Here is a 25,440-nt window from a genome sequence, read left to right on the forward strand (position 1 = left end):
ATGGGCGGCGCGCTCGATGTGAACGAGTTCGTGGCCGGCTACCTCGTCGAGGTGGAAGAGCACCTCTCCGCGTCGATGGCCAACCTCCTCGCCGTCGAGGCGGCCCTCCGCGCCGGCGAGTCGAGCCCCAAGGCGATCCGGGAGCTCTTCCGCGCCCTTCACACCATCAAGGGCCTCTCCGCCATGGTCGGCGTGGAGCCGATCGTGGATCTCGCCCACGCGATGGAGACCGTGCTCCGGGCGGCGGATCGGGCGGCCGGGAGCCTCTCCGCCTTGTCGATCGAGGTCCTGCTCCGCGGGCTCCGGTCCATCGAGGAGCGGGCGCGGGCCCTCGCCGAGGGCAAGCCGGTGCTGCCGGCGGCGCCCGAGCTCCTCGCCGCGCTCACCGCGCTCGATCTCGCCGCCGCGCCGTCGCCGCCCGTGCCGACCATCGGCGCCGATCCCGAGATCCTCGCGAAGCTCGGGCCTGGCGAGCGGGTGCAGCTCGCGCAGGGCGTGGCCGGCGGGCGGCGCGCGCTGCGGGTCGACTTCGTCCCCTCGCCGGCGCGCACCGCCGAGGGGGTGAACATCACGACCGTCCGCGAGCGCGTCGGCAAGCTCGCCGAGATCGTCAAGGTCGTCCCGCTCTCGGTGCCGGCCGGCGATGGGGCGCCGGGCGGCATCGTCTTCGCGCTCCTCGTCCTCACGAGCGCGCCCGACGAGGCGGTCGCGCGTGCGGCGGCGGCGGATGGCGTCCGCGCGCTCACCGTGGAGCCCCCCGTCCCGCCGGCCGTCGCGGCGCTGGCGGAGCGCGAGCCGGACGAGCCGGCGGACCGGGAGCCCCAGCTCCGAGGCGTCGTCCGCGTCGAGGTGGCGCGCCTCGACGACGCGCTCGACAAGCTCTCGGCGCTGGTCGTGACGCGGTTCCGGCTCGCTCGGGCGGCCGCCGAGCTGCGCGCCCGCGGGGTCGACACCCGCGATCTGTCGGAGATCCTGCGCGAGCACGACCGGACGCTGCGCGACCTGCGCGGCGCCATCATGCGCGCGCGCATGATCTCCGTGGCGGAGCTCCTCGAGCGCGTGCCGCTCGTCGTCCGCGGCCTCGGACGCGCGACCGGCAAGCAGGTCCGGCTCGAGATCGACGCCGGCAAGGCCGAGCTCGACAAGGCGGTCGCGGAGCGCGTCTTCCCTGCGATCGTGCATCTGCTCCGCAACGCCGTCGATCACGCGATCGAGCCGCCCGCCGAGCGGCGGCGCCTCGGCAAGCCCGAGGAGGGCGTCGTCCGGGTCTCCTGCTTCGAGCGCTCCAGCAATCAGCTCGAGCTCAGCGTCGCCGACGACGGCCGCGGCATCGATCGCGCGCTGGTCGCGAGGCGGGCCGGCCGCCCCGCGCCCGAGAGCGACGCGGCGCTGCTCGACCTCATCACGCTCCCCGGGCTGTCGACGCTCGATCAGGCGACGAAGACCAGCGGCCGCGGGCTCGGGATGGACATCGTGCGCCGCATCGCGGTGGAGCAGCTCAGCGGCGAGCTCTCGGTGAGCACGTCGCCCGGCGCCGGCACCACCTTCACCCTCCGGATCCCGCTCACGTTGACCATCGTGGACGCCTTCTCCTTCCTGTGCGGTGACCAGCTGTTCGTGACGCCCGTCGCGGGCGTCGAGGAGGTCATGGAGATCGACGCCGCGCGCATCCTCCGCGGCCCAGCCCCTGGCCAAGCGCGGGGCGGGACGATGTTGCCAGCCCTGGGCGAAGCGCGGGGCGGGACGATGTTGCCAGCCCTGGGCGAAGCACGGGGCGGGACGATGTTGCCAGCCCTGGGCGAAGCGCGGGGCGGGACGATGTTGCCAGCCCTGGGCGAAGCACGGGGCGGGACGATGTTGCCAGCGCCGGGCGAAGCGCGGGGCGGGACGATGCTGCCAGCCGTGGGCGAAGCGCGCGGCGGGACCATGTTGATCGAGCGCCGCGGCGAGGTCGTGCCCCTGGTCGACCTCGGCGCCCTCTTCGAGCTCGGGGCCTCGCCGGCGCGCAGGGCGCTCGTCGTCCGTCGCCACGGCGCGCCCTTCGCGTTCGGCGTGACCCGCGTGATCGGCCAGCAGGAGGTGGTCGTGCGGCCGCTCGAGGACCCGCTCGTCCGGGTGCCGGGCGTGTCTGGCTCGACGGATCTCGGCGACGGGCGCCCCACGCTCGTCCTCGACCTCGTCACCCTCAGCGGCAGGCTCTCCGCTGGCCGCGGCGGTCGCGGCGTGCTCGTCCGGGGGGCCTCGTGAGCGATCTGCACGTGGTCCTGAAGGTGGCGGACACCGAGTACATCATCTCGGCGGCGGACGTGCTCCACATGGAGTCGTTCGCCGGGGCGACCCGGGTGCCGGGGGCGCGATCGTACGTCGGCGGCCTGGTGCAGATCCGGGGCCGCGTGGTCCCTGTCGTGGATCTGCGCGTCCGCTTCGGGCTCCCGAGCGCGGAGCCGACGCTGGACTCGCGCGTCATCGTCGTCCAGCGCGGCGGCCGCACCGTGGGCCTCCTGGTGGACAGCGCGCGCGAGGTCGTCAACATCGCCGAGGGCGAGCTGAGGCCGCCCCCCGAGGTCATGGCGGAGGAGAGCGCCGGGTTCGTCAGGGCCGTCGCGAAGCTCGGGGAGCGCCTCGTCATGCTCGTCGACGTCGGCAGGATCATCGGTGAGGAGCAGGATCATGGCATCTGATGCAATCGCGGACATCGATGGCGCGCTCGCGCGGGCGGAGCAGACCGAGCGCGTGCTCCGTCAGGCGATCGCGACCGTCGCCGGCGTCGAGCAGGCGGCCGCGCGGCTCGCCGCCCTCGGCGCCGAGCAGGCCGCCTCCGGCAGGGAGCAGGGAGCCATGGCGGGGGCGCTCGCGGGCGAGATCGAGGAGGCTGGGGCGGCCGCGCAGGCGCTCGCCCGCTCCGGGCAGCGGGTGGGCGACGCCGTCATCGAGGTCGTGAGGGGGACCGAGGGAATGGCGGGCGGCATCGGCGCGCTCGCCCCCGCGCTCGCCAGCGTGAAGGGCGACGCCGACGCGCTCGCCGCCTCGGCGGACACGACCGCGGTCGCGCTCGAGGAGATCGCCCGCTCGGTGAAGGCGGTGAGCGCTAGCGCCGAGGAGCTCGCGTCCTCCAGCGAGGAGCTCCTCAGCGCGGTCTCCGTGACGAGCGGATCGGCCGACGAGGCGGCGGTCCGCGGCGAGAGCAGCGCCGCGGCCATCGAGCAGATCGGGGCCACCATCGAGGAGATGTCGAAGGGCGTCGCGCGCCTCTCGGCCGACGCCAAGGGGGTCGGGGCGCAGATCTCGAGCATGGCCGGGGCCGTCGTGGGCGTGAGCGGCTCCCTCGATCGCGTCGCGAAGGACGCGACCGAGATGGCGAGCGCGGTCGAGGAGACCGCGGCGACCGCCGAGCAGATGGCGCGGTCGATCCGCGGGGTGGCCGAGAGCGCGAAGGCGCTCGACGCGAGCGCGTCGACGACCGCGAGCACGATCACGGAGATCGCGAGCTCGGTCGAGGAGGTCGCGGCCACCGCCGAGAAGAACGCGGCGACCATCGAGGCAAACGCGGTCGCCGCCGAGCAGCTCGCGCGGGCCGCGCAGCAGGTCGCGCAGAGCGCCGAGCAGATCAGCGGGCTCGCGGCCGGCAACGCCGCCACGTCGTCGCAGGTCGAGGCCTCGACGCGGCGGATCGTCGCCATCGTCGAGACCGCGCGCACGACCGCCGAGCAGGGGGTCGCGACCGCGCGCCAGGGCGCCGCGACGGTCGGCCGGTCCATCGCCGGGCTCGGGAGCATCCGGCAGGCGATGGCCGACTCCGCGTCGGTCATGAAGGAGATGGGCAAGCGGGCGGAGGAGATCGGCGACATCGTCCAGACGATCAACCTGATCGCCGACCGCACGAACCTCCTCTCGCTCAACGCCAGCATCGAGGCCGCGCGCGCGGGGGAGCACGGCCGCGGCTTCGCCGTCGTCGCCGAGGAGATCCGCAACCTCGCCGATCGGGCCGCCGTCTCGAGCGCCGAGATCGCCAAGATCGTCCGCGCGCTCCAGGCGAGCGCCCGGGAGGCGGTGGCCGCCTCGAGCGAGGGCGTGAAGGTCGCGGACGAGGGGACCCGGCTCGCGAGCGACGCCGATCGGGCGCTCACGTCCATCCTGCAGGGGGTCGAGGAGCTCGGCCGCTCGATCCGCGACATCGACCGGGCGAACGCGGAGCAGGTGCAGGCGGTGGCCTCCCTGACCCAGACCGCGTCGCGCATGAGCGACGAGGGCAGGGCGGTCGCGCGCTCCGCGGCCGAGCAGACCAAGGCGATCCAGGCGCTCGCGCAGGGCAGCGCGGAGATGCGGCGCATGGCCCGGCAGACGAAGGACGCGACCGCCGAGCAGGCGCGCGCGCTGCGGGAATCCGTGAAGGCGAACGCGCAGCTCACATCCACCGCTGAGCGCGTGTCGCGGGCGATGGACGAGCAGGCGACGGGGGCGTTGCAGCTGGCCAAGGTCGCCGCGCAGATGCGCGCGCTGACCCAGCAGACCAACGCCGCCATGGTCGAGCAGACCCGCTCCCTGGCCGGGATCACGGCGCTCACGCAGGACGTCACGGGCGCGTCGCAGCGCATGGTCGCCGGCCTCGCGGAGCAGGCGGGCGGCGCGACCGAGATCGCGCGCGCGATGGACGACATCCGGCGGGTATCGGTCCAGTCGGCGCGTAGCATCGGCGAGCAGGCGCGGGCCGCGAAGCAGCTGGAGGCGTCCGCCCGCCAGGTCGCGCGGCTCGCGGCGGCGGTGACCACCGCGACGGCGGACCAGGGCAAGGCGACGGCGGCCCTGGCAAAAGAGGGGGAGTCCGTGCGCCGGATCGCCAGGCAGGCGGCGCGGGCCGTGGCCGATCAGGCGGAGGCGAGCATGGCCCTCGCGTCGGGCGCGAACCGGCATACGTCGTCGCTCCAGGCCGCCGAGAAGGGGATCGGCGAGCTCTCGACCCGGAGCGAGCAGCACGCCGCCTCGCTCTCGCGGCTGCGCGACCCGCTCCGGGAGCTGCTCGCCTCCACGGCCAGGCACGCGAGGGACACCGGCGTGATCGCGAGCGACGCTGGCCAGGTGCTCGAGCAGCTCGGCAGGATCCGGCAGGCGAGCGCGGAGCACGCGGACGCGGTCGCGGGCGTCGTCGCCACGGTCGCCCACGCCGTCGCCCACATCAAGGCGAACGGGACGCCGCACCCCACGCCGCCGGAGACAGCATGATCGCTCGTCGACCCGCGCCCGCGCTCGCCATCTCGGACGCGGAGCGGCTGCGCGTCGAGCGGGTCGAGCGGCTCGCCGCCTCGGGGCCCCCGGGGGTGCCTGAGCTCATCGAGATGCTCGCGGATCCGAGCTGGACCGTGCGGCGGGCCGTCGTCGCGTCTCTCGCCGCGCTCGGCGATGCGGCGGTCCACCCCCTCTGCGCGTGCCTCTCCACCCGGCGCGACAGCGAGGCGCGCATCGCCGCCGCGGTCGACGCGCTCGTCGCGTCGCTGGGCGACGTCGACGCCGCCGTGCTCGCGCTGACCCTGGATCCTCGCCCCGCGCTCGTCGCCGACGCGGCGCAGATCCTCGGCCGCCGCGGCAGCGCGAAGGCCGTCTCCCGGCTCGCGGAGCTCACATCGCACCCCGACGACAACGTCGCGGTCGCCGCGATCGAGGCGCTCGGCCGGGTCGGCGGCAGGTCCGCGGTCGACTCGCTCGTGGAGGCCGTCTCGAGCGGAAATTTCTTCCGTGTCTTCCCGGCGATCGACGTGCTGGGCCGGAGCGGCGACCCGCGCGCGACCGGTCCGCTGGCGGTCCTCCTCGATGATCCGCGCTACCTGCTCGAGGCGGCGCGGGCGCTCGGCCGCACCGGCAGCCGCGGCGCCGTGGCGCCGCTGGTGCGCCTCCTCGGGCGGCCCAGCGACGGCGTCGTGCGTGTCGCCGCGGCGGCGCTTGCCGAGCTGCGCGAGCGGTACCGCGAGCGCTACGGGACGGTCGCGCCGATCGACGAGGCGCTCCGGAGCGAGGCGCCGGCGCCCGGCGTGGCGCGGCGGCTCTCCCAGAGCCTCGCGGGCGCGGATCCGGCCGAGCAGGCCGCCCTCTGCAGCGTGCTCGGCGCGATCGGGGGCGACGAGGCCCTGCTCGAGCTGACGCGCCTGCTCGACGCCGATCCTCCCGTCGCGGGCGCCGCCGCGGAGGCGCTCGGCCAGCTCTCGCGGAGCGCGGACCCCCGGGTGCTCGCGGCGCTGCGCGACGGCGACAGCACGCGCAGGCTCCTGCTCCTGCCGCTCGTCCGGGGCGTCGCAGCCGCGGGCGACGTGGAGCGCTGCCTCGCCGATCCGGACGCGGAGGTCCGCGCGGCGGCGTGCGACGCGCTCGCGCGCATCGCGGAGCCCGGCTCGGCGCGCGCGCTGTTCCAGGTCCTCGACGACCCGAGCCCTCGCGTGGTCCACGCAGCGACGACCGCGATCCAGGGCCTCGGCGGCCCGGACGTCGAGGCGCTCGCGCTCGCCGCGGCCCGCGACGGGGCCCCGGCCGCGCGGCGGACGGCCCTGCGGATCCTCGGGCACCTCGCGCCTGCGTCGGCGCTGCCGGTCTTCCTCGACGGCCTCTGCGACCCCGACGTGCGGGCGCGCGAGCAGGCGATCCATGGCCTCGCGTCCCTCGCGGCGCCGGCGGCGCTCGACGCGCTCGTCGCGGTCGCGGCCGATCCCACGTCGCGGATCCGGGCCGTGGCGATGCGGGCGCTCGGGCAGTCGCGCCGGGACCCTCGCGTGATCGGCGCGCTCCTCGCGGGGCTCCGCGACGGCGACGCGTGGGTCCGGTACTACGCCTGCCAGTCGCTGGGGAAGCTCGGGTGGGAGGCGGCGGCAGGGGTCATCGCCGAGCGGCTCCGGGACGAGAGCGGCCAAGTGCGCGTGGCGGCGATCGAGGCGCTGTCGGGGATCAAGGGCGATCTCGCGCTCGCGGCGCTGGAGCAGGCGGCCCGGGACGGCGACACGGACATGCGGCGGTCGGCGCTGATCGGGCTCGGCATCGCCGGGCGGGAGGCGTCGCTGCCGACGTTGCTCGACGCGCTCTCGTCCCCGGACGTGGCGACCCGGCTGGTCGCGGTGTCGGCCATCTCCGGCTTCTCGTCGCCCGAGGTCCTGCCCGCGCTCGTGCGCGCGGTGGGTGACCCCGACGAGAGCGTGCGGGCGGCAGCGACCAGCTTCATCGCGGGGCGGCCCGGCGCCGAGGCGACGAGGACCCTGGTCGCGCTGCTCGTCACGGCGCGGGCGCAGGGCCCGCTCCTCGCCGCGCTCTCGACGCCCGTGCCGGGCCGCATCGAGGGCATCCTCGACGCGCTGGGGACGGCGGACGACGAGCTCTCGCCGCTCCTGACCGCGGCGCTCGCGCGGATGCGGCTCCCCAGGGCGCACGCCGCGCTCCTCGAGGCGCTCCGTCTGCCGCGCGCGCCGGCGCGGAAGGCGGCCGCCACGACGCTCGCCGCGGTGGCCACCCGCGAGGGATTCGCGGCGGTCGAGTGCGCCGCGCGGACCGATCCTGATCCCGAGGTGCGGCGCGTGTCCGCGTCCGTCCTCGCGCAGTGGGTCTGATCCCGTGGGCATGACGAGCCGCCTCCCCATCTCTCCGCAGGTCTTCGCGATCTTCAGCGCGCTCGTCGCCGAGAAGATCGGCTTCCACTACGACGCGGCCGATCGCGAGCTGCTCGGCGACAAGCTGTCGGCGCGCGCCCTGGACGCCGGCTTCGACTCGCTGCTCGATTACTACTACTTCCTCCGCTACGACCCGGCGGGCGCGGCCGAGATGGACGCGCTGATCGACGGGCTGGTCGTGGGCGAGACGTACTTCTTCCGCGAGCTCGCGCAGCTCGAGCTCGCGGTCTCGGAGTTCGTCGCGCCGCGCGTGGCGGCGGGCGGCCGGCCGCGGCTCTGGTCGGCGGCCTGCTCGAGCGGCGAGGAGCCGTTCACGCTCGCGATGCTCCTGGCCGAGCGGGGCCTGCTCGACAAGGTCGAGCTCATCGCGAGCGACATCAGCGCGCGGGCGCTCGCGCGGGCCCAGGCCGGCGTGCTCGGGCCGCGCTCGCTCCGGAGCAACGCCCCGCCCCCTCCGTTCGCCGAGCGGTGGCTGCAGGTGACGCCCGACCGCGTCGTCGTGAGCGCCGACCTGAGGCGGGCGATCGACTGGCGGCGGATCAACCTGCTCGACGCGTCCCAGATCGCGTCGCTCGGGCAGCTCGACGTCGTGATCTGCCGCAACGTGCTCATCTACTTCCACGACAACACGGCGCGGTGGGTGGTCAAGAACCTCTCGGGGGCGCTCTCCGCGGGCGGGATCCTCCTGGTCGGGGTCTCCGAGTCGCTCTTCCGGCTCGGCACCGCGCTCGCCTGCGAGGAGCGGGGCGGCGTGTTCCTGTACCGGAACGCGGAGCCATGAGGCGCCGTGCGGTCCGCGTGCTCGTGGTCGACGACTCGGCCTTCGTGCGCAAGGTGCTGCGGCAGGTCCTCGGCGCGAGCTCCTCGATCGAGGTCGTCGACACGGCCATGGACGGCCTCGACGCGCTGGAGAAGATCGCGCGCTACAAGCCGGATGTCGTCACGCTGGATCTCGTGATGCCGAACCTCGACGGCCTCGGCGTGCTCGCGTCGTTGCCGCGCGAGGGCGCGCCGCGGGTGATCGTCGTGAGCAGCGCCGAGGCGGACAGTGATCTCGGCGTCAGGGCGCTCCAGCAAGGCGCGACCGACCTCGTCGAGAAGCCGACGGCGCTCGCGACCGATCGCCTCTTCGGCCTCGCGGACGAGCTGGTCCGCAAGGTGCTCGCCGCCGCCGAGGCGAAGGTCCACCGCGTGGAGCCGCCGCCCGCGCCGCCGCCCGCGCCTGGCCCGATCCCGGCGCTGTCGCGCACGCGGGTCGTCGTGATCGGCGCGTCGACCGGCGGCCCGCTGGCGCTGACGCGTCTCCTCGCGGCGATGCCCGCCGGGTTCCCGGTCCCCATCGTCGTCGCGCTGCACATCCCTCCTGGCTACACGGAATCGCTGGCGCGCCGCCTGGACGAGGCGAGCGCGCTCTCGATCGTCGAGGCGTCGGACGATCTCCCGCTCCGGCCCGGGCTCGTGGCCCTCGCGCGCGGGGGGACGCACCTCGAGGTCCGGCGCAACCTCGCGCGCGCCAGCGTCCGCTTCGTGGCGACGGCCAGCGCGTCCCTCTATTGCCCGTCCGTGGATCTGCTCTTCGCGAGCGCCGCGGCCGAGTTCGGGCCGGGCGTCCTCGGGGTCGTGCTGACGGGCATGGGGGACGACGGCCTGGAGGGCTCCCGGGCGATCCGCGCGGCGGGCGGGAGGGTCCTCGCGGAGGCCGAGTCGTCCTGCGTCGTTTACGGCATGCCCCGCCGCGTGCTGGAGGCCGGGCTCGCCGCGGCCGCGGCGCCGCTCGATCAGATGCCTGCGGCCATCCTGCGGCATCTTTGAGTTCGCAGGTCGCGCCTCGCGCGCCGCGCCTCGTCAAAGCGGCCAGTAGACGACCTTCCCCTCGATCTCCTGGAACGTCGCCGCGTTGCCGTCCTGGGAGACGATGAAGGCGATCCTCTCCGGGTACCCTGCGACGAACGCCGCGGCCGCGCGGTGGCGGGTGCCGCGCGCGTCGAGGCTCAAGCTCGCGTCCATCCGCTGGTCGGGGGTGGCGGCGAAGACCTCGGAGATGATCGCCCTCGGAGGCGGCAGCTTCGCGCCGAACGCGAGCACGTCGAGGGCGTGGCTCATCACGACCGCGCCGTCGACGGTCGTGAGCCGCACGATGAGCTCGAGCAGCCGGCTGACGCGCTCGGATCTCTGCAGCGCGTCTTCCGAGTCACGCGGCGCTGGCCTCCCCCCGGACGGCTGGCATGGCCCGTCCGGCAGGTGGGTCTCGTGCGCGCCGGCGAGGTCGAGGATGGCCGAGCCGAGGCACAGGGCAGGGGCCAGCCGCTTGACCTCGGTGTCGAGCTGATTGCCCTCTTCCCCGAAGAGCTGCGGCAGGCCCTCGCCGGGCCCCAGGACGACGAGGAGCCCGCCGCGACCGAGCTCGACCATTCCCTCGACGATGCGCAGCAGATAGCCGCGCACGTTGCGGGCGAGCGCGCTGGCCTGGTCCCGCGCGACGGTCCGCTCGATGGAGTCGAGCAGCGGCCGGTTCTTGGGCATCCACGTCCGTACGGCGCCGCGCTCGTAACGAACGACCTCCCATTCGCCGCGGTACACGGCCACGACGCCGGGCTTCGGGGCGACGACGCGCACGAGCTGATCGAGCGCGAACGACGGCCGGCTGTGCGGCACCGCGATGCCGGCGACGGCGAGCGACCCATCGAGCGGCACCACGGCCAGGAAGGCGCGCGGCCACGCGCTCGCCGGGCCCAGGTTGGCCAGGTGCTCCGCGTCGAACGCCACCGGAGACCCGAACCGCACGAGATCCCACGCGGGCTCTCCGGACTCGAACTCGGCGAGGCGCTCGGCGAACACGACGCCGATCGGGTTGAGCCGCCCCTCCTCCGTCGCCATGGACGCGAAGAACAGCGTCTCGATCAGCTGCGTCAGGATCGCGGCGAAGGAGGGCGGCGCCTCGTCGGGGGCGACGCGGGCGCCCGGAGCCAGCTTCTGCGCCGCGAGCGGGGGCTGCCCCTGCAGCTCGAGAAAAGCCGCCGTGACGTCCGCCGGATACTTGGGGCGCATGAGCTCGCTCTACCCTCCTCTGCGCCCCCGGTGAGACCGGCGGGCGGCGTGCAGGCCGCTTCTCCGTGCGGGCTACGCGGCCCGACGCGAGCTGCGGCCCTTCCGCTTCGGGGCCTCCGCCTTTCGCACCCTGGATTTGCCGCCTTCTTCCGGCGCTCTTCTCCCGTCTTTCGCACCGTCTTTCGCGCCGCTGTTCGCTTCGTCGTTCGCGGCCTTCTCGCCCTTCTGTCCGAGGCTCTTCTTGAGCAGCGCGATGAGGTCCACCGTGCCGGTGGCGCGGCGGTGGCGCTCTTCCTCGACAGGCTCCGCGGGCGCCGTCGTGCGGCCGGATTTCACCTTCTTCTCGATGAGCTTCATCACGTCGTCGCGGTACTCGTCCTTGTATTTCTCCGGCTCCCACGCGGTGGCCATCTCGGCCACCAGCCGCTCCGCCATCTCCAGCTCCCGCTTCCCGAGCCCCTTTCCCTGGGCGTCCATCTCGGGCAGGTCGAGCTCCTCATCGGAGCGGAGCTCGTGCGCGAACCGGAGCAGGTTCAGCACGAGCCCTCTGCCGTGAGGCCTCACCGCGGCGATGTGCTCGCGCGTCCGGATCACGACCTTCGCGATACCGACCTTGCCCGTCTTCCGCAGCGCCTCGCGCAGGAGGACATACGCCGTCACCGGCGATCGCTTCTTGCCGTTCTGAGACGCGGGAGCGAGGAAATACGGTTTGTCATAGTAGATCGGGTCGATCTCCGAGGCGTCGACGAAGTCGAGGATGTCCACGGTCTGCGTCGCCTCCACGTTCGCGCGGCGCAGGTCCTCGTCGGACAGGACGACATACTCGCCCTTCTCGTAGGGATAGCCGCGGACGATATCGTCCCAGCTCACCGGCTCGCCCGTCTCCCGGTTCACGCGCTCGTAGCGGATCGGCGCCATGGTGCGCCTGTCGAGCTGCGTGAAGTGGAGCTCGTCGGGCTCCTCGGCGGGGTAGAGGGCCACCGGGATCTGCACGAGCCCGAAGCTGATACTCCCTTTCCAGATGCTGCGAGGCATGTGCGCTCCTTCGACCCGGAAGGCGACCCGAGGGGCCCGCGCCAGGTCCGTCATGGCGAGCAATGCAAGCCGGCGGCCGACGACGCGTCCTCGCGCATCCTGCGCCGCGCGCCCGTCCTGGCCGCCTGGGGGCCATCGCGGATCCTGCGCCCCCTGCCGCGCGCTGCCACAGCCGAGGTCGCGTTTCGCCACGGCGGACCAGGCGCGGCGGTGATCGGCGGTGATCGCTGCCCCGCGCGCCCTCGCCTGCAGTATAACCCGCGCACGACATGCCTCGGCGTTCCCACGACCTTCACGGCGCCGCGCCGGACGAGAGCCGGACAGCGCTGCTCCTCATCGACGTGATCAACGATCTGGACTTCCCGGGAGGCGACCGGCTGCTCGCCCACGCGCTCCCGATGGCGCACCGCATCCGGGCGCTGAAGCAGCGGTGTCGCGACGCCGGCATTCCGGCGGTCTACGTGAACGACAACTTCGGCCGCTGGCAATCCAACTTCCACCGTCAGATCGAGCACTGCCTGGAAGAGGGCGTGTGCGGCCGCGAGATCGCGGCGCTGCTGCGGCCTGGAGAGGACGATTATTTCGTGCTCAAGCCCAAGCACTCCGGCTTCTACGGCACCACGCTGGAGATCCTGCTCGAGTCGCTCGGCGCGCAGACGCTCCTCCTCACCGGCATGGCGGGGAACATCTGCGTCCTGTTCACGGCGAACGACGCCTACATGCGCGATTACCGGCTGCTCGTCCCGTCGGACTGCGTGGCCTCCGAGACCGAGGAGGACAACGGCCACGCGCTCCGGCAGATGCAGCGCTTCCTCAAGGCCGACATCACGCCGTCGGACGAGCTCGACCTCGAGCGGCTGCCCGCCTGACACCGGCCGATGCGCGGCGTCAGGCGGGCAGCTGCCCGAGATCACGTGGGATGACAGCGCGTCACGCTCAGGCGACGGCCCTGTGCTTCGACGAGATCCCCTCTTCGGTGAGGACCGCGACGTCGGTCGCGCCGCCGCGCTCGAGGATCTGCTTGGCGAGCGCGCGCTCGTTGCTGTCCTCGACGTGGACGGAGATGAGGATGTTGCCGCCCTTGATCTTGCCCTCGTACTGCTTGGCCTCGACCTCGGGGATGCCGAGCCCGATCAGGGCGCCGGTCACGCCGCCGAGCGCGGCGCCAGCCGCGGCGCCGCTCAGCGCGGCCATGATGGGGCCGGCCGCGATGAACGGCCCGAGCCCCGGGATGGCGAGGGCGCCGATGCCGGCGAGCAGCCCGATGGTCCCGCCGACCGCGCCGCCCGCGCTGACGCCCGCCGTCGCGCCCTCGGGCGCCTTCGTGTGCTTCTCGTGCGCGAAGTCCCGCGTCCCGTGCTTGTCGGGGAAGAGCGCCGAGATGTCGCTGGTCATGAAGCCGGCGCGCTGGAGATCGCCGACGATGATGTCTGCCTGAGCGAGCGTGCTCACGAGGCCAAGGACCGCTTTCTTCGTTGCCATGGTGTCTTCCTTTCGGACCGTTCGTATCGGTTCAGTCAACGTCGACTTCGAGCTGGTTATCGACCCTGTGCACACCCGGGATCCCGAGGGCGATGGCGGCGATGTCGGCCTTCTCCTTGTCGCTCTTCACCGGGCCGCGCAGCGTCACCACCTGCCCCGTCGTGATGATCTTGACGTTCTTCGCGCTCATCGAGAGCGTGTCGTTCGCGACCACCGCCTGCCGGATCTTCTGGGTGATCGTGCGATCGGCCTCGTTCTCGCCCTGGTCCCCGGGGGTCAGCGCGGCGGGATCGCGATCGCGATCGTTCTTGCCTGTGTTGTCGGCGGCCGTCGGCGTGGGGTTGTTCGCCCGCTGGGCGACCTCGCCCGGCACCGCGGGACTGCCGTCCGAGCGAGTCGTGCCTTCCGCTCGATCGCAGCCGGCCGCAGCGGCAAGCGAGAGAGGCAGCAGCAGGACGAATTTTGCTGTGTTCATGCCCGGCACCCTCGCAAGGCCCGGGCCATCCCTGGCGGAGAGCGCCTGTCGGTGCGCGGTCGTGGTCAGGGTGGAGCATGATCCCCGTCACGCCGATGGATGAGATGCCTTTCTCCACGCCGTGTCGTGGGCGGCTCTTCCATCGCGTCGGGGTGCGCGACGCCACGCGGCTGGCAGGCTCATGGCTGGATAGAGGCCGGACTGCCCCAAGTGGGGCGAACTGCCCCGTGCCGGCGATGTCAGAAGAGGAGAACTAATGCTATCGGGCGGAGGACGGTGCGTGTGTACGCCTGTGACGGACGCCGTCCAGAGCGCCAGTCGCCAGCGTCCGATCGGGCCCGCGCTCGCGCTCGGGGCGCTGGAGGAAGGGCTCAGTCGTCGCGGGCGCCTTTCGGCCGTTCGGTCGTGCGTGGGATGGGCGGCTCGATCGGCCGTTCGATTCCGAGTCGCCGCAGCTTCCGGTAGAACGTCGCCCTCGACATGCCCGCCTCGCGCGCGGCCTGGAGCGCGTTCCAGCCGGTCCGCTCGAGCGCGGCGAGCAGCGCGGCGCGCTCGTCGCGCGGCGGTCGCGGCGCGCCGCGGCCGCCGCCTTCCTGCGCGCGGGGCAGGTCCACGTCGTCGGGGCCGATCCTGCGGCCGTCGCACAGCACGACCGCCTTCGTGATCACGTTCTCCAGCTCGCGCACGTTGCCGGGCCAGCCGTGCTGGCCGAGCCGCCGCAGCGCCTCGTGGGACAGCTGCGGCGCCGGGCGGCCCAGCTGCTCGGCGGCGCGGCGCACGAAGTGGAGCGCGAGCTCCGGCAGGTCCTCCAGGCGATCGCGCAGCGCCGGCAGCCGGATCTGGACCACAGCGACGCGGTAGTAGAGGTCCTCCCGGAAGCGCCCGCGCGCGGCCTCGGCCAGGAGATCGCGGTTCGTCGCGCAGACGAGGCGGAAGTCCACGCGCACGGCCTCGGCGCTGCCCACCGGGCGCACCTCCCGCTCCTGGAGCACCCGGAGCAGCTTCGCCTGCACCTCGAGCGGCATCTCGCCCAGCTCGTCGAGGAAGAGCGTGCCGCCGCGCGCCGCGACCACGAGGCCGGTCCGGTCCCGGTCGGCCCCCGTGAACGCGCCGCGGACGTGCCCGAAGAGCTCCGACTCGAGCAGCGCGGCGGGGAGCGCGGCGCAGTTGATCCCCATGAACGGGCCGCTCTTCCGCGGGCCGGCGAAGTGGATGGCGCGCGCGACGAGCTCCTTGCCGGTGCCGCTCTCGCCCGTCACGAGCACGTTGACCGGCGCGTCGACCACGCGGTCGAGCGTCGCGAACACCGCGCGGAGCGCGGGGCCGCGCCCCACGATGGCGCCGTAATCGTAGCGGTGCTCCAGGGCCTGCTGGCGGACGAGCACCTGCTCCTGCAGCCGGTCGATCTCCGCGGCCTGGCCGCGCAGGAGCTCCTCGACGCGGCGCCGCTCGGCCTCGAGCTCCACGGTGCGGCGGCGCAGGTCGTCGACGAGCCGCGCGTTGCGCAGCGCGAGCGCGACCTGGTCGGCGAAGGCGAGGAGCAGGTCGACGTCCTCCGGCGCGAACCGCGCGCGCCGGAAGCGGTTGTCGAGGTAGAGCGCGCCGAGCACGCCGTCCGGCGAGCGGATCGGCACGGCGATCACGGACCTGAGCCGCATCGCGTGCACCGACGCGTGCTCGTGGAAGCGCGGGTCCTCCTGGGCGTCCACGGTGACCACGGGCTCCTGCGTCGCGATCGCGCGCTCGGCGATGCCGTAGCTGAACTTGAGGTGGCTCCTGCCGACCTTCTCCCGGTCGACGTTGCGCGCGACCGCGACGCGCAGCTCGCCGCCCGGCTGCTCGATCAGCAGGAACCCGCGCTCCGCGGCCGTGAGGTCGATCGCGGCGTCCATGGCCATCGCGAGGATGTCGGCGATCTCGACGGAGGAGTTGAGCCTGCGGAACACCGCGAGGAGCCGCTCGAGCTTGGCCGTGCGCTCCGCCGCCGGCGGCGCCGCGGCCTCGGCCGCCGCGGGGGTGCGCGCCGGCTGCGCCGCGCGGCGCCGGGGGTGGGTCCAGAAGGCGTGCTGCAGCGCCTCCGGCAGCGAGCGCGCCATGGCGGTCCAGGCGGCGGCCGCGCGCTCCCGCTGCGCCGCGGCGGCCTCCGGCTCGCCTTCGAGCTCGTGGGCTTCGGCCAGCGCCAGGCGGACGTCCGCGGCGAGGTCGGGCTGCGCCGCGCGCTCGGCGAGGCCCAGGGCGCGCTCGAGGCGCTCCCGGGCGGCGGTGAGGTCCTGACCGAGGTTGGGCTGACCGAGGTTGAGGCCACCCTGACCGAGGTTGGGCTGACCGAGGTTGAGGCCACCCTGACCGAGGTTGGGCTGACCGAGGTTGGGGCCACCCTGACCGAGGTTGGGCTGACCGAGGTTGGGGGCGCCCTGACCGAGGTTGGGCTGACCGAGGTTGAAACCGCCCTGGTCGGAACCGACCTGACCGAGGTTGCCGTCGCCCTCGCCGTCGAGCAGCGCGAGCCGCCCCTCCAGCAGCGCCGCGCGCGCCCCGAGGTCGGGCGCCTCCCGGGCGGCGCCGTGCTCGCGCGCCCGGCCCAGCGCGGCCCGCGCGTCCCCCACCGCGCCCCGCGCGAGGTGGGCCCGGCAGAGCTCCAGCTCCTCCTCCACCACCTCCCGCTGCGCCCCCTGCGCCTCGAAGCCGCGCCGCGACCGCTCGAAGCAGCGCGCCGCCTCCTCGGCGTCGCCGCCCGCGAGCGCGCAGTCCCCGAGGACCGAGGCCGCCGCCGCCGCGAAGAACGGCGCGCCCCGCCGCGCGGCCTCCGCCTCCACCCGGGAGGCCACGCGGGCGGCCCGCTCGAACGCCCCCACGTCCGCCCAGAGCTTCGCCAGATCGAAATCGAGGACGAGGACCAGGTCCGCCTGGCCCAGGGCGGAGGCGAGCCGCGCCCCGCGCTCGTAGGCGGCGAGCGCTTCCCCGAGCTCGCCCGACTGGTGGCACGCCGTACCCACGTTGAGGCTGCAGCGCGCCACCAGGTCGCCGAGCCCGTGCTCCTCCGCCGTCGCCAGCGCCTGCCGGTACCCGACGAGCGCCGCCTCGACCTCCCCGGCCCGGAAGGCGTCGATCGCCTGGTACGACAGCGCCCGCACCAGCGCCCTCGGCGCCCGCCGATCGCGGTGCAGCCCGGCGGCGAGCCCGAGGTGCAGCCCCGCGAGCCGGCGCTCCCCGAGGTAGCTCGCCGCGACGCCGACGTCCTCGTGGAGGCTCGCCAGCACCTCCGGCTCGTCGCACCACGCGAGCGCCGGCTCGGCGCGGGCCCGCGCCTCCGCGTGGGATCCGAGCCGCAGCAGCGCCCGGCTCGCCAGATCGGCGAGCCCCGCGCGCTCGCGCGGCGTGGACGATGACGCCGAGCCCTCCCCGCCGGCCTGCTCGCTCCGCTCGGCCTCGTCGAGCCGCGCGAGCGCCGCCGTGGGGTCGCCCAGCTCCAGCAGGCACGCGCCGAGCCGGACGAGCGCCTGCGCGCGCCGCGCGCCGAGCTCTCCGGCCTCGTCGCTCACGAGCAGGTGCTCCAGCACCTCGCGCGCCCGCGCCGCGCGGCCGACGCGCTGGAGGGTGGACGCGATCTCGAGCCGCGCCTCCGCCGACGTCGCCACCTCGAGCAGCGCCTCCGCGGTCGCGCCCCACGGCCTCGGATCCGCCTCGCGCTCCGCGCGGCGCTCGAGGAACAGGCGCTCGGCGGCCGCCGCGTCGCCCGACAGCGCGAGGTGCAGCACCCGCTGCTCGGCGTGCGCCGGCAGGGCGGCGGCCGCCCGCGCGTGCGCCGCGCGCACCGCCTCGCCGCCGAGGGCGCAGAGGAGGGCGGCGATCGGCCCGGCGCGCGTCAGCGTCCACCCCCCTGCGGTGCGCGCGGCGACGCCGCGGGCGGCGAGCTCGGCCAGGTGCGCGACCGGCAGCCCCAGCGGCGGCAGCTCCTCGTCGGCGACCGCGCCCCCCTGCACGGCCAGCGTCGCCACCGCGTCCCGCAGCGGTCGCCCGAGGCCCCGCAGCCGCAGCGCGTAGCGCGCGCTCGCCCCGGGCGTCGTCGCGTCGAGCCCGGCCACGTCCCCGCTCTCGGCGAGCCGCCCCGCGATCACCACGAGATCGGCGGGCCACCCCGCGCTCGCGCGCAGCACGACCTCCGTCGCGTCGCCCAGGCCGATGTCGTCCATCCAGCGCTGCACCGCCTCGCGCCCGAGCGGCGGCAGCGCGACCTCGCGCGCGCTCCGCCCCGCCTCGGCGGCCACCGCGGCGAGCGGCGCCCGGCCGCCGCCGTGCGGGACGCGCTCGGCGGCGAGGAGCAGGACCGGATCCTCGGGGCCGAGCAGGCGGGCGAGCGCCTCGAGCATCTCCCGGTCCGCCCCGCTCACCTCGTCGGCGTCGTCGAGCACGAGCACCAGCGGCCCGGCCCCCGCCCCCGCGTGGCCTCCCCGCGCCCGCGTCAGGCGCTCGTGCGCGCGCAGGGCGCCCAGCGCGCCGGCGGGGAGCGCCTCCTCGCCGGTCGCGCGGCGCAGCATCGAGGCCACCGGCGCGCTGGCCCTGGCGAAGCCCTCCACGGCCTCCATCCGGAGCTCGGCGCTCCACGTCGCCTCGCGCAGGAGGCGGCTCTTCCCGCAGCCCGGCTCCCCGGCGATCACGCAGACGCGCGGGCCGCGCTCGCCTCGCTCGAGCGCGGCGAGCGCCTCGGCGACCGCTCGCATCTCCGCATCGCGCCCGACGAGGTGGGGCGGCTCCGGCGGCGGCGGGGCCACGGCGCGCGGCGCGGCGCCCACCCAGTCGAGCACCTCGCCCGCGTCGGCCGGGCGGTCGCGCGGCTCGGACCGCACGAGCCGCTCGACGAGCGCGCCGATCGCCTCCGGCAGCGGCTCCGCGAGCAGCGGCGCGATCGCCTCGAGCGTGCGGCCGAGCGAGAACAGGTCCGCGCGCCCGTCGGCCGGCTCGCCGCGGATCACCTCGGGCGCGAGGTAGCCCCGGGTGCCGGAGACGCCGTCGTCGGGCCTCCCCCCGAGCCGCGCCGCGCAGGACAGGTCGATCAGCACCGCGCGCCCCGAGGCCCCGACGAGGATGTTGGCCGGCTTCACGTCGCCGTGGCGGATGCGCGCGCGGTGGAGGAACCGCAGCGCGTCGAGCACGTCCACGATCGCGGCCCGCGCCTCCTCGAAGCGCCGGCCTGTCACGTACTCGTCGAGCGGCGCGCCCAGCACCGCCTCCGACGTGAAGTAGAAGCGCGGCTCGCCGGTCTCCCGGAGCATGCCGAAGTCGAGGACCCGGACGAGGTGCGGATGGAAGAGCCCCGCCAGCATCCTGAACTCGCCGCGGAACGCCGCCCGCTCCGCCGTGCGCGCGTGGCCGAGCAGCTTGAGGCACAGGTCCCGCCCGAGCGCCTCGTCACGCGCGAGCCACGCCGTGGCCAGGCCCCCCCGCCCCAGGGGACGGATCAGGCGGTAGCGGCGGGCGAGCAGGGTCCCTTCGGCTTGGCTCACCCGCATAGTGTCTCATGAATGTGCCATCTGAGACAGTGAGACACTCGATGAGACACTTGTGCCTCGCATTTCACGACGATTTCCGTCCTTTTTCATTCGGCACCAGGTTTGCTCTAATGGCCGGCATGGCGATGCGGACGACATACGGACACCGAGGACGGCGGGGCGCGCGCGTCGCGACGCTCCTCGGAGCGCTCGTTGGCGGCTGTGTCGTGAGCCCGCAGCCGAGCCCGCCGGTCCACGAGCCGATCCTGGACACTGGGCTCGTCGGCGTGTCGGGCGACCCCATGGTCTTGCGGCAACAGGTCTTCCTCAAGGGCGAGCCTGGCGCGGTCGAGCCGGCGGAGGGCGTGGTCGTGGTGACGAACCTCGACAGCGCGGACGCGCCCGTCATCGCGGAGATCAGCCGCGACGGCAGCTTCGTGGCCGCGGTGGACGCGTCGACGGATCAGGTCCTGCGGATCCAGGTGAAGCAGGGCGAGCGCCGGTCGGAGCCGGTGGATCTGCAGCTCACGGGGGAGCCCATCAACGCGACGCAGACGATGCTGGCGCACCTGCCTTGCCTCACGATCGAGCCCGCTTCGTGGGTCTCGCTCGAGGCCGGCGAGAGCGACGTTGTCGTCGGCAACACGTGCGCCGAGGACGTGTCCATCGGCGCGCCGCGCTTGCGCCGCGGCGCAGGGCCGTTCGGGGTCAGCCCGGCGGAGGCGTTCGTGGTGCCGGCGGGCGAGTCCGCCGTCGTCACGGTGCGCGCGGACGGTGAAGGGGTCGAGCGCGAGGACGTGCTCTTCCTCGAGGTCACGGCGCCCGAGCCCGGGCGCCGCGTCCTGACACTGACGCTCCCCGACTGAGCGGTCGGGGAGACGAACATCGAACTCGCGCGCCGCGCTCGCCGTACTGCGCGCGGCGCGAGGCGCCCTTCCCCTGGAGGGGAGGGGCTCGTGGATGTCTATCGCCTCGCCGGTGACGGCGGGGCTCTTTTGGAGGAACCCATGAACGTCCAGAATCGTACCAAGAGCAGCCGTATCGGATCCTTTCTCTGGCTCGCGCTGTCGATGCTCCCGCTCGCCGTGGGCTGTCAGGTGGAGATCGCCGACGACGACACCGCGTCCAACTCGGAGGAGGTGAGGGGCGGCGGCGGGCAGGGCAAGGCCTGCGGCGGCCTCCTCGGCCTCTCCTGCAAGAAGGGCCTCTTCTGCGACTACGAGCTCGACGCCATGTGCGGCGCGGCCGATCAGACGGGCACCTGCCAGCCCATCCCCGAGGTGTGCACGAAGGAGCTCAGGGAGGTCTGCGGCTGTGACGGCAACACGTACAGCAACGAGTGCATGGCGAACGCGGCGGGCACGTCGGTGTCGTCGATCGGCCAGTGCGCGCCTCCTCCGGGCGACATCTGCGGCGGCCTCCTCGGCCTCTCCTGCAAGGAGGGTGAGTTCTGCGACTTCGCGCCGGACGCCCAGTGCGGCGCGGGCGACATGACGGGCACCTGCCTGCCCACGCCGGGCGGGTGCACCAGGGAGTACGACCCCGTCTGCGGCTGTGACGGGAACACGTACGGCAACGCGTGCACGGCGAACGCGGCGGGCGTCTCGGTCGCGTCGGAGGGCGAGTGCGCGCCGCCTTCGGAAGGCAAGGCGTGCGGCACCCGCGGCGGCTGGACCTGCGAGGAGGGCGAGTTCTGCAATTTCCCGCCCGAGGTCGAGTGCGGCGCGTGGGACGGGCCGGGGACCTGCACGCCCATCCCGGAGGCGTGCACGTTCGAGTACAACCCGGTCTGCGGCTGCGACGGCCAGACGTACGGCAACGCCTGCGCCGCCGCCTCGGCGGGCGTGTCGGTCGCGTCGAAGGGCGAGTGCGCGCCTGCTCCCGGGACGATCTGCGGCGGCATCGCGGGCTTCGCCTGTGGCAAGGGCGAGTTCTGCAACTACAGCATCGAGGCCATGTGCGGCGCGGCCGATCAGACGGGCACCTGCGAGACCATCCCGGAGGCGTGCACGGAGCAGTACGACCCGGTCTGCGGCTGCGACGACAAGACGTACCCCAACGAGTGCTTCGCGCACGCGGCGGGCGTGTCGGTCGTGTCGCGCGGCGAGTGCGCTGAGCGCCGGTTGTAAGGGGACACCGAGGGCGCCGTCCGCGCCGCGCGCCGCGTGATCCCCCCTCGCGCGACGCGCGGCGCGGCGGCGCCGCCCTTGACCGGCTCCGCGCCGGTTCCGTAGCATCCTGCCGCGCATGAGCGCCGCTCGATCCCAGACAGCGTCGACGCTCCTCCTCGACGAGCACTTCGAGGCCGGCGACGACCGGTTCGTGGACGAGGTGCTCGCCTCGGAGGCGGGCCGGAAGCTGAAAGCGCTCGCCCCGCGCTGGTACGCGGACCGGCGTCCCTTCGCGCGCCGCGCGCTGCTCCGCTACATCGACGACGGCTGCGACCGGCCGCACCACCGCGGCCTCGTCAAGGTCCTTTACAAACTCGCCGAGCAGGCGGGGGACGACGAGATCGTCGGCCGCTTCATGGTCGCCTTCGATCGCCTCGTCCGCCGCAAGCTCGTCAAGGTGACCCGCTACGACTGGGTGACCAGGACCTCCAGCGACGAGCCCTGCCTCGTCAGCGACACCGGCGTGCCGGTCAGCCTCCCGCAGGGCGACGTCGCGTCGCCGCGCTTCTCGATGCGGACGCGCCACTACCTGCGGCGCCGCGCGTTCCGTTACTTCCGGCGGCTCGGCCGGCGCGACGCCGCCCGCTACGGCCGCGCGATCCGCGCCGCGCTCGCGCTCTACCGCGACGAGCACCTCGACAGGCCCGAGCGGCTGCTCGACGCCTGGGGGCTGCTCCACGCGCTCTACTGGGGCTCGCCCGCCCTCGAGCGCCTCCCGCGCGGCGTCCGCCTCGCGGAGGGCGCCGCCCTCGCCGAGCTCGAGCCCGCGCCGATCTACCCCGAGGCGTGGCAGGGCGCCTTCGACGAGGTGCTCGGCCTGGTCACGGCCGCGAGGAGCCGCACCGTCCGGGCGTTCGCCGTGGGGCTGCTCGAGCGCGGCTACGCCGCCGAGCTCCGCGGCCTGCCGCTCGCCCGCGTGCGCGCGCTCCTCGAGAGCCCGCACGACGAGGTGCAGACCCTCGCCGCCGGCCTGCTCCGGCAGATCCCGGGCCTCGGGAGCCTTCCGATCGCGGACTGGCTCTCGCTGCTCCAGACCGAGAACGCCGCGGCGCTCGCCTTCGTCTGCGAGGCGGTGGTCGAGCACGTCTCGCCGGCGCGGCTCTCGCTCGCCGAGTGCGTGGCCCTCGCCTGCGCGCGCGCCGCGCCGGTCGCGGAGCTCGGCCTCCGCTGGGCGAGGACGAAGCCCGTCGAGACCGCCGCCGATCTCGACACCCTCGCGCGCCTCGCGACCGCGGTCGCCCCCCGGGTGCGGGAGGAGGCGGTCGCGTGGCTCGTCGAGGTGCTCGGGCGCTCGCCCCACGGCCGGGCCGAGCACGTGCGCGATCTCCTGGACTCCCGCCACGAGGACGTCCGCGCCCGCGCGCTCGAGCTCTTCGAGGCCGACGCCCGTTTCCGTGACGACACCGGCCTGTGGGCCGCGCTGGCCGAGACGCCCCACGCCGATGCCCGCGCCTTCCTCGTCCGGCACCTCGCCGCCCGCAAGGCGGCCTTCTCGCCCGAGGCGCTGCGGCACGTCTGGGCGGCGGCGCTGCTCGCCGTCCACGGCGGCGCGCGCGACAAGCGCGCGGTCGTCCGGCAGATCGCGGACCGCGTGGTCGCCCGGCCCGGCGAGGCCGACGCGCTCCTGCCGCTGCTCGGCGTCGCGCTCCGCAGCGTGCGCGCGCCCGAGCGGCGCGCCGCCCTCGGCGCCCTCGCCCGCGCCGCATTCCGCGCCCCCGCGCTGCGCGACGCCATCGCGCGCAGGCTCCCGGAGCTCCGGCTGTTCGAGGGGGAGGACGCGGCGTGAGCTTCGATCTCCGTTACCTCGGCACGAGCGGCGTCAAGGAGCTCGGCGGCGGCGCCGCCCTCAGCTTCGCGCCCAACCTCGCGCGCCCCAGGGTCTTCTTCGACGGCGAGCTCGCGCGGCCGGTGCGCTTCCGCGAGGCGATCAGCGCGCTCCACGACGTCGTCGTGGGCGACCTGCGGCGCCTGCCGAAGGATCGCTCCGCCCACGAGGCGTGGAAGCAGCAGGAGGCCGAGCGCGAGGCCCGGCTCCGCCGGGAGCTCCACGGCGAGGCCATGAAGGCCGAGCTCGCGCGCTTCGGGAGCGCGCCGCTACCGCCGAACCTCGAGGCCGACTTCCGGAAGATGCACAAGCTCTACTGGGGCGCGCGCGTCCGCTGGGCGAACGAGCTCGCGCGGAACGATCCGCAGCTCTTCCGCCACCTCGTCCCCTGCGATCCGGTCGTGACCGTCGCGCCCGATGTCGTCTTCTTCGAGTGCTTCTCCAAGGACGAGTCGAGCTACGGCTGCCTCTCGGTCGATCGCGACGCCTTCCGGGGCGCGCAGGACGCCGGCCTCGGCACGACGAACGTCGACTACTCGCTCGCGCTCTACGAGCACTTCCAGACGCTCCGCAGCTACCGGCCGACGCGGCTCCTCGTCGATCCGACCGGCTTCGAGGTCGCCGTGGAGGGCCGCGGCGACTACCGCGAGGAGAAGATCGATCTCCCGCCCTCGTGGCTGCGCGGCTTCGGCCAGCTCCAGGCGGCGATGTGCCTGCCGTGCCGGAGGGTCGACGTCCCCGTGGAGGCGGTCTACTCGCTGCTCGCGCACCTCGATCGGCACCGCGAGCGCACGGGCCCGCGCAGCCTGCGCTTCCAGCTCACGCCGGGCAAGGCGCCGATCCTCGTGCTCGACCCCTGGGGCGTCTCCATCCCGTGCCGCGGCGTCACCTGCGACGATGTCCCCGTGGCCGTGGGACCCGCGGCGGGCGCGGGTGGGCTCGGCCCGTACCGCTCCGGGGCGCCGAGGGGCGCGCCGGCGGCGGAGGCGACCGAGGAGATCAAGGTGTGGGGGAGGCGCCGCCTCTCGGTGCTCGCGCGGCTCCTGCCGCTCGCCGATCGCATCGAGGTGCGGCTGCTCGGCTCCGGGCTGCCGAGCCTGTGGATCGTCTTCATGGGCGAGATGCGCTTCACCCTGGCGCTCTCGGGCTGGACGGCGAACGACTGGACCTCGGGCTCGCACCTCGACGTCATGGCGGACGCCTTCACCCCGGACGCGCAGCTGGCGGACCGCGTCGCGCGCCACCTCGAGATGGTGCGGCGCGCGTCCTACGGCGAGCTCGCCGTGTCGATGGGCGCGCCGGACGGCGCGCTCCGCGGCGCGCTGCACCTCGCCGCGAAGCAGGGGCAGGTGGTTTACGACCACGCCGCGGAGTGTTATCGCTGCCGCCCGGTGATGCCGGTCGCCCTCTCCGACGCGCTGCTCGGCCCCGAGCCCCCGGAGCTCGCGGAGGGCCGGCGCATCGCCCGGGGCGGGGTGGAGATCGCGCGGGAAGAGACCCTCTCCGGCGGCCGCCGCGTCGTCATGGCCAGGGCCAAGGCGACGAGCTGCGAGCTGCTCCTCGACACCGACGGCGCGATCAAGAAGGCGAAGTGCAGCTGCTCGTACTTCTACAAGAACCGGCTGCGCGCGGGCCCGTGCCGGCACCTGCTCGCGGTCAAGCTCCACCTGTCCGGCCGCGGTGACGCGGCGCCCTCGCTGCCGTCTCCGGAGCCGTCGCAGCAGGCGGAGGCCGGCTCGCGCGGCCCGCGGGCGACGACGGCCGCCCCGCGAGGCGAGGCCGTGCCGTTCCCCGCGGAGCTCCTCGTCGAGATCGAGCGCGCCGCGGCGGCCCAGCGGGCGGGGCTCGCGGAGATCGTCGAGGCGTCGTGGGATCTCGCGTTCGAGCGCATCCAGGGCTGCCGGTCCTGGGTCGAGGCCCTCGCGCTCGGCGGTCCGGAGGCGGAGCGGGCGCTCCGCGCGCGCGAGCTCCGCACGCCGGTCGTGAGGACGCTCCCCGTTCACGCGGACGTGCTGGCCGAGATCCGGCGCGTCGCTGACCAGTTCAAGGCGAGCCCCGCCGCGGTGGTGGGCCTCGCGTGGCTCGTCGCCAGGCGATCGACGAAGTGAGGTTCACCCAAGATCCGAGAGTCCAGCCCTGCAAGGAGGTCCGTCCGCTCGAGCCCAACATGCTGCGGCGCTCCGCCGCGGTGGAGGTTGTTCTTCCATGCATCCCCACCCCCGATGTTCTTTGGGCGCCTTTAGCAGCTGTGCGGTTCCACTCAGAGGGACCTGCG

General features: G+C 74.6%; 16 protein-coding genes. 11 read left to right on the plus strand and 5 right to left on the minus strand.

Features of this window, described 5'->3' with window-relative positions; all coding sequences use genetic code 11:
• The 6 genes from WMF12_RS13895 to cheB are packed head-to-tail and all read left to right on the plus strand — an operon-like array spanning window position 1 to window position 9,452.
• Window positions 1-2,247, plus strand: coding sequence for a chemotaxis protein CheA (locus WMF12_RS13895; RefSeq protein WP_437871807.1), 2,247 nt, complete (start codon window positions 1-3; stop codon window positions 2,245-2,247).
• Window positions 2,244-2,681, plus strand: coding sequence for a chemotaxis protein CheW (locus WMF12_RS13900; RefSeq protein WP_437746094.1), 438 nt, complete (start codon window positions 2,244-2,246; stop codon window positions 2,679-2,681). The genes WMF12_RS13895 and WMF12_RS13900 overlap by 4 nt, the downstream gene beginning before the upstream one ends.
• On the plus strand, window positions 2,671-5,220 hold the full coding sequence (locus tag WMF12_RS13905) for a methyl-accepting chemotaxis protein (RefSeq protein WP_437871815.1): 2,550 nt from the start codon (window positions 2,671-2,673) through the stop codon (window positions 5,218-5,220). The genes WMF12_RS13900 and WMF12_RS13905 overlap by 11 nt, the downstream gene beginning before the upstream one ends.
• Window positions 5,217-7,580, plus strand: coding sequence for a HEAT repeat domain-containing protein (locus tag WMF12_RS13910; protein ID WP_437871817.1), 2,364 nt, complete (start codon window positions 5,217-5,219; stop codon window positions 7,578-7,580). Before WMF12_RS13905 ends, WMF12_RS13910 begins: the two co-directional genes overlap by 4 nt.
• A gap of 10 nt (window positions 7,581-7,590) precedes the next feature.
• Window positions 7,591-8,421 carry a CheR family methyltransferase gene (locus tag WMF12_RS13915; protein ID WP_437871819.1) on the plus strand — a complete coding sequence of 277 codons (831 nt, stop codon included), beginning with the start codon at window positions 7,591-7,593 and terminating at the stop codon, window positions 8,419-8,421.
• The gene (gene cheB / locus WMF12_RS13920) at window positions 8,418-9,452 is read left to right on the plus strand and encodes a chemotaxis-specific protein-glutamate methyltransferase CheB (protein WP_437871821.1); all 1,035 of its coding nucleotides are present in this window, start codon (window positions 8,418-8,420) and stop codon (window positions 9,450-9,452) included. The genes WMF12_RS13915 and cheB overlap by 4 nt, the downstream gene beginning before the upstream one ends.
• Window positions 9,453-9,485: 33 nt before the next feature.
• Here cheB and WMF12_RS13925 read toward each other — a convergent pair whose 3' ends face one another.
• Both WMF12_RS13925 and WMF12_RS13930 read right to left on the minus strand, forming a co-directional pair.
• Window positions 9,486-10,688: a putative sensor domain DACNV-containing protein gene (locus tag WMF12_RS13925; RefSeq protein ID WP_437871822.1), complete on the minus strand. Its 1,203-nt coding sequence runs from the start codon at window positions 10,686-10,688 to the stop codon at window positions 9,486-9,488.
• 72 nt (window positions 10,689-10,760) lie between these two features.
• Entirely contained in the window at window positions 10,761-11,723 is a 963-nt protein-coding gene (locus tag WMF12_RS13930; protein WP_437871824.1) for a Ku protein, read from the minus strand.
• Window positions 11,724-11,992: 269 nt separating this feature from the next.
• Between WMF12_RS13930 and WMF12_RS13935 the strand changes: the two genes are divergently transcribed.
• Window positions 11,993-12,592 (plus strand): cysteine hydrolase family protein, encoded by a 600-nt coding sequence (locus WMF12_RS13935; RefSeq protein ID WP_437746101.1) that lies wholly within the window; start codon window positions 11,993-11,995, stop codon window positions 12,590-12,592.
• A gap of 67 nt (window positions 12,593-12,659) precedes the next feature.
• On the opposite strand, the gene WMF12_RS13940 is transcribed toward WMF12_RS13935, so the two are convergent.
• The 3 genes from WMF12_RS13940 to WMF12_RS13950 form a co-directional block, all read right to left on the minus strand.
• Window positions 12,660-13,205, minus strand: coding sequence for a DUF3341 domain-containing protein (locus tag WMF12_RS13940; protein ID WP_437871826.1), 546 nt, complete (start codon window positions 13,203-13,205; stop codon window positions 12,660-12,662).
• A 31-nt stretch (window positions 13,206-13,236) separates the two neighbouring features.
• Window positions 13,237-13,680: a BON domain-containing protein gene (locus WMF12_RS13945; protein WP_437871828.1), complete on the minus strand. Its 444-nt coding sequence runs from the start codon at window positions 13,678-13,680 to the stop codon at window positions 13,237-13,239.
• A 371-nt stretch (window positions 13,681-14,051) separates the two neighbouring features.
• Entirely contained in the window at window positions 14,052-19,184 is a 5,133-nt protein-coding gene (locus tag WMF12_RS13950; RefSeq protein ID WP_437871829.1) for a sigma 54-interacting transcriptional regulator, read from the minus strand.
• Window positions 19,185-19,396: 212 nt separating this feature from the next.
• Between WMF12_RS13950 and WMF12_RS13955 the strand changes: the two genes are divergently transcribed.
• From WMF12_RS13955 to WMF12_RS13970, 4 genes are all read left to right on the plus strand, one after another.
• On the plus strand, window positions 19,397-20,035 hold the full coding sequence (locus WMF12_RS13955; RefSeq protein WP_437871832.1) for a hypothetical protein: 639 nt from the start codon (window positions 19,397-19,399) through the stop codon (window positions 20,033-20,035).
• A gap of 141 nt (window positions 20,036-20,176) precedes the next feature.
• Window positions 20,177-21,298, plus strand: coding sequence for a Kazal-type serine protease inhibitor domain-containing protein (locus WMF12_RS13960; protein ID WP_437871833.1), 1,122 nt, complete (start codon window positions 20,177-20,179; stop codon window positions 21,296-21,298).
• A 118-nt stretch (window positions 21,299-21,416) separates the two neighbouring features.
• Window positions 21,417-23,126 (plus strand): hypothetical protein, encoded by a 1,710-nt coding sequence (locus tag WMF12_RS13965; protein ID WP_437871834.1) that lies wholly within the window; start codon window positions 21,417-21,419, stop codon window positions 23,124-23,126.
• Window positions 23,123-25,273 carry an SWIM zinc finger family protein gene (locus WMF12_RS13970; protein WP_437871836.1) on the plus strand — a complete coding sequence of 717 codons (2,151 nt, stop codon included), beginning with the start codon at window positions 23,123-23,125 and terminating at the stop codon, window positions 25,271-25,273. The genes WMF12_RS13965 and WMF12_RS13970 overlap by 4 nt, the downstream gene beginning before the upstream one ends.
• Window positions 25,274-25,440: the final 167 nt, after the last annotated feature.

The organism is Sorangium sp. So ce363, assembly GCF_051520435.1.
Classification (GTDB): Bacteria; Myxococcota_A; Polyangia; order Polyangiales; family Polyangiaceae; genus Sorangium; species Sorangium cellulosum_B.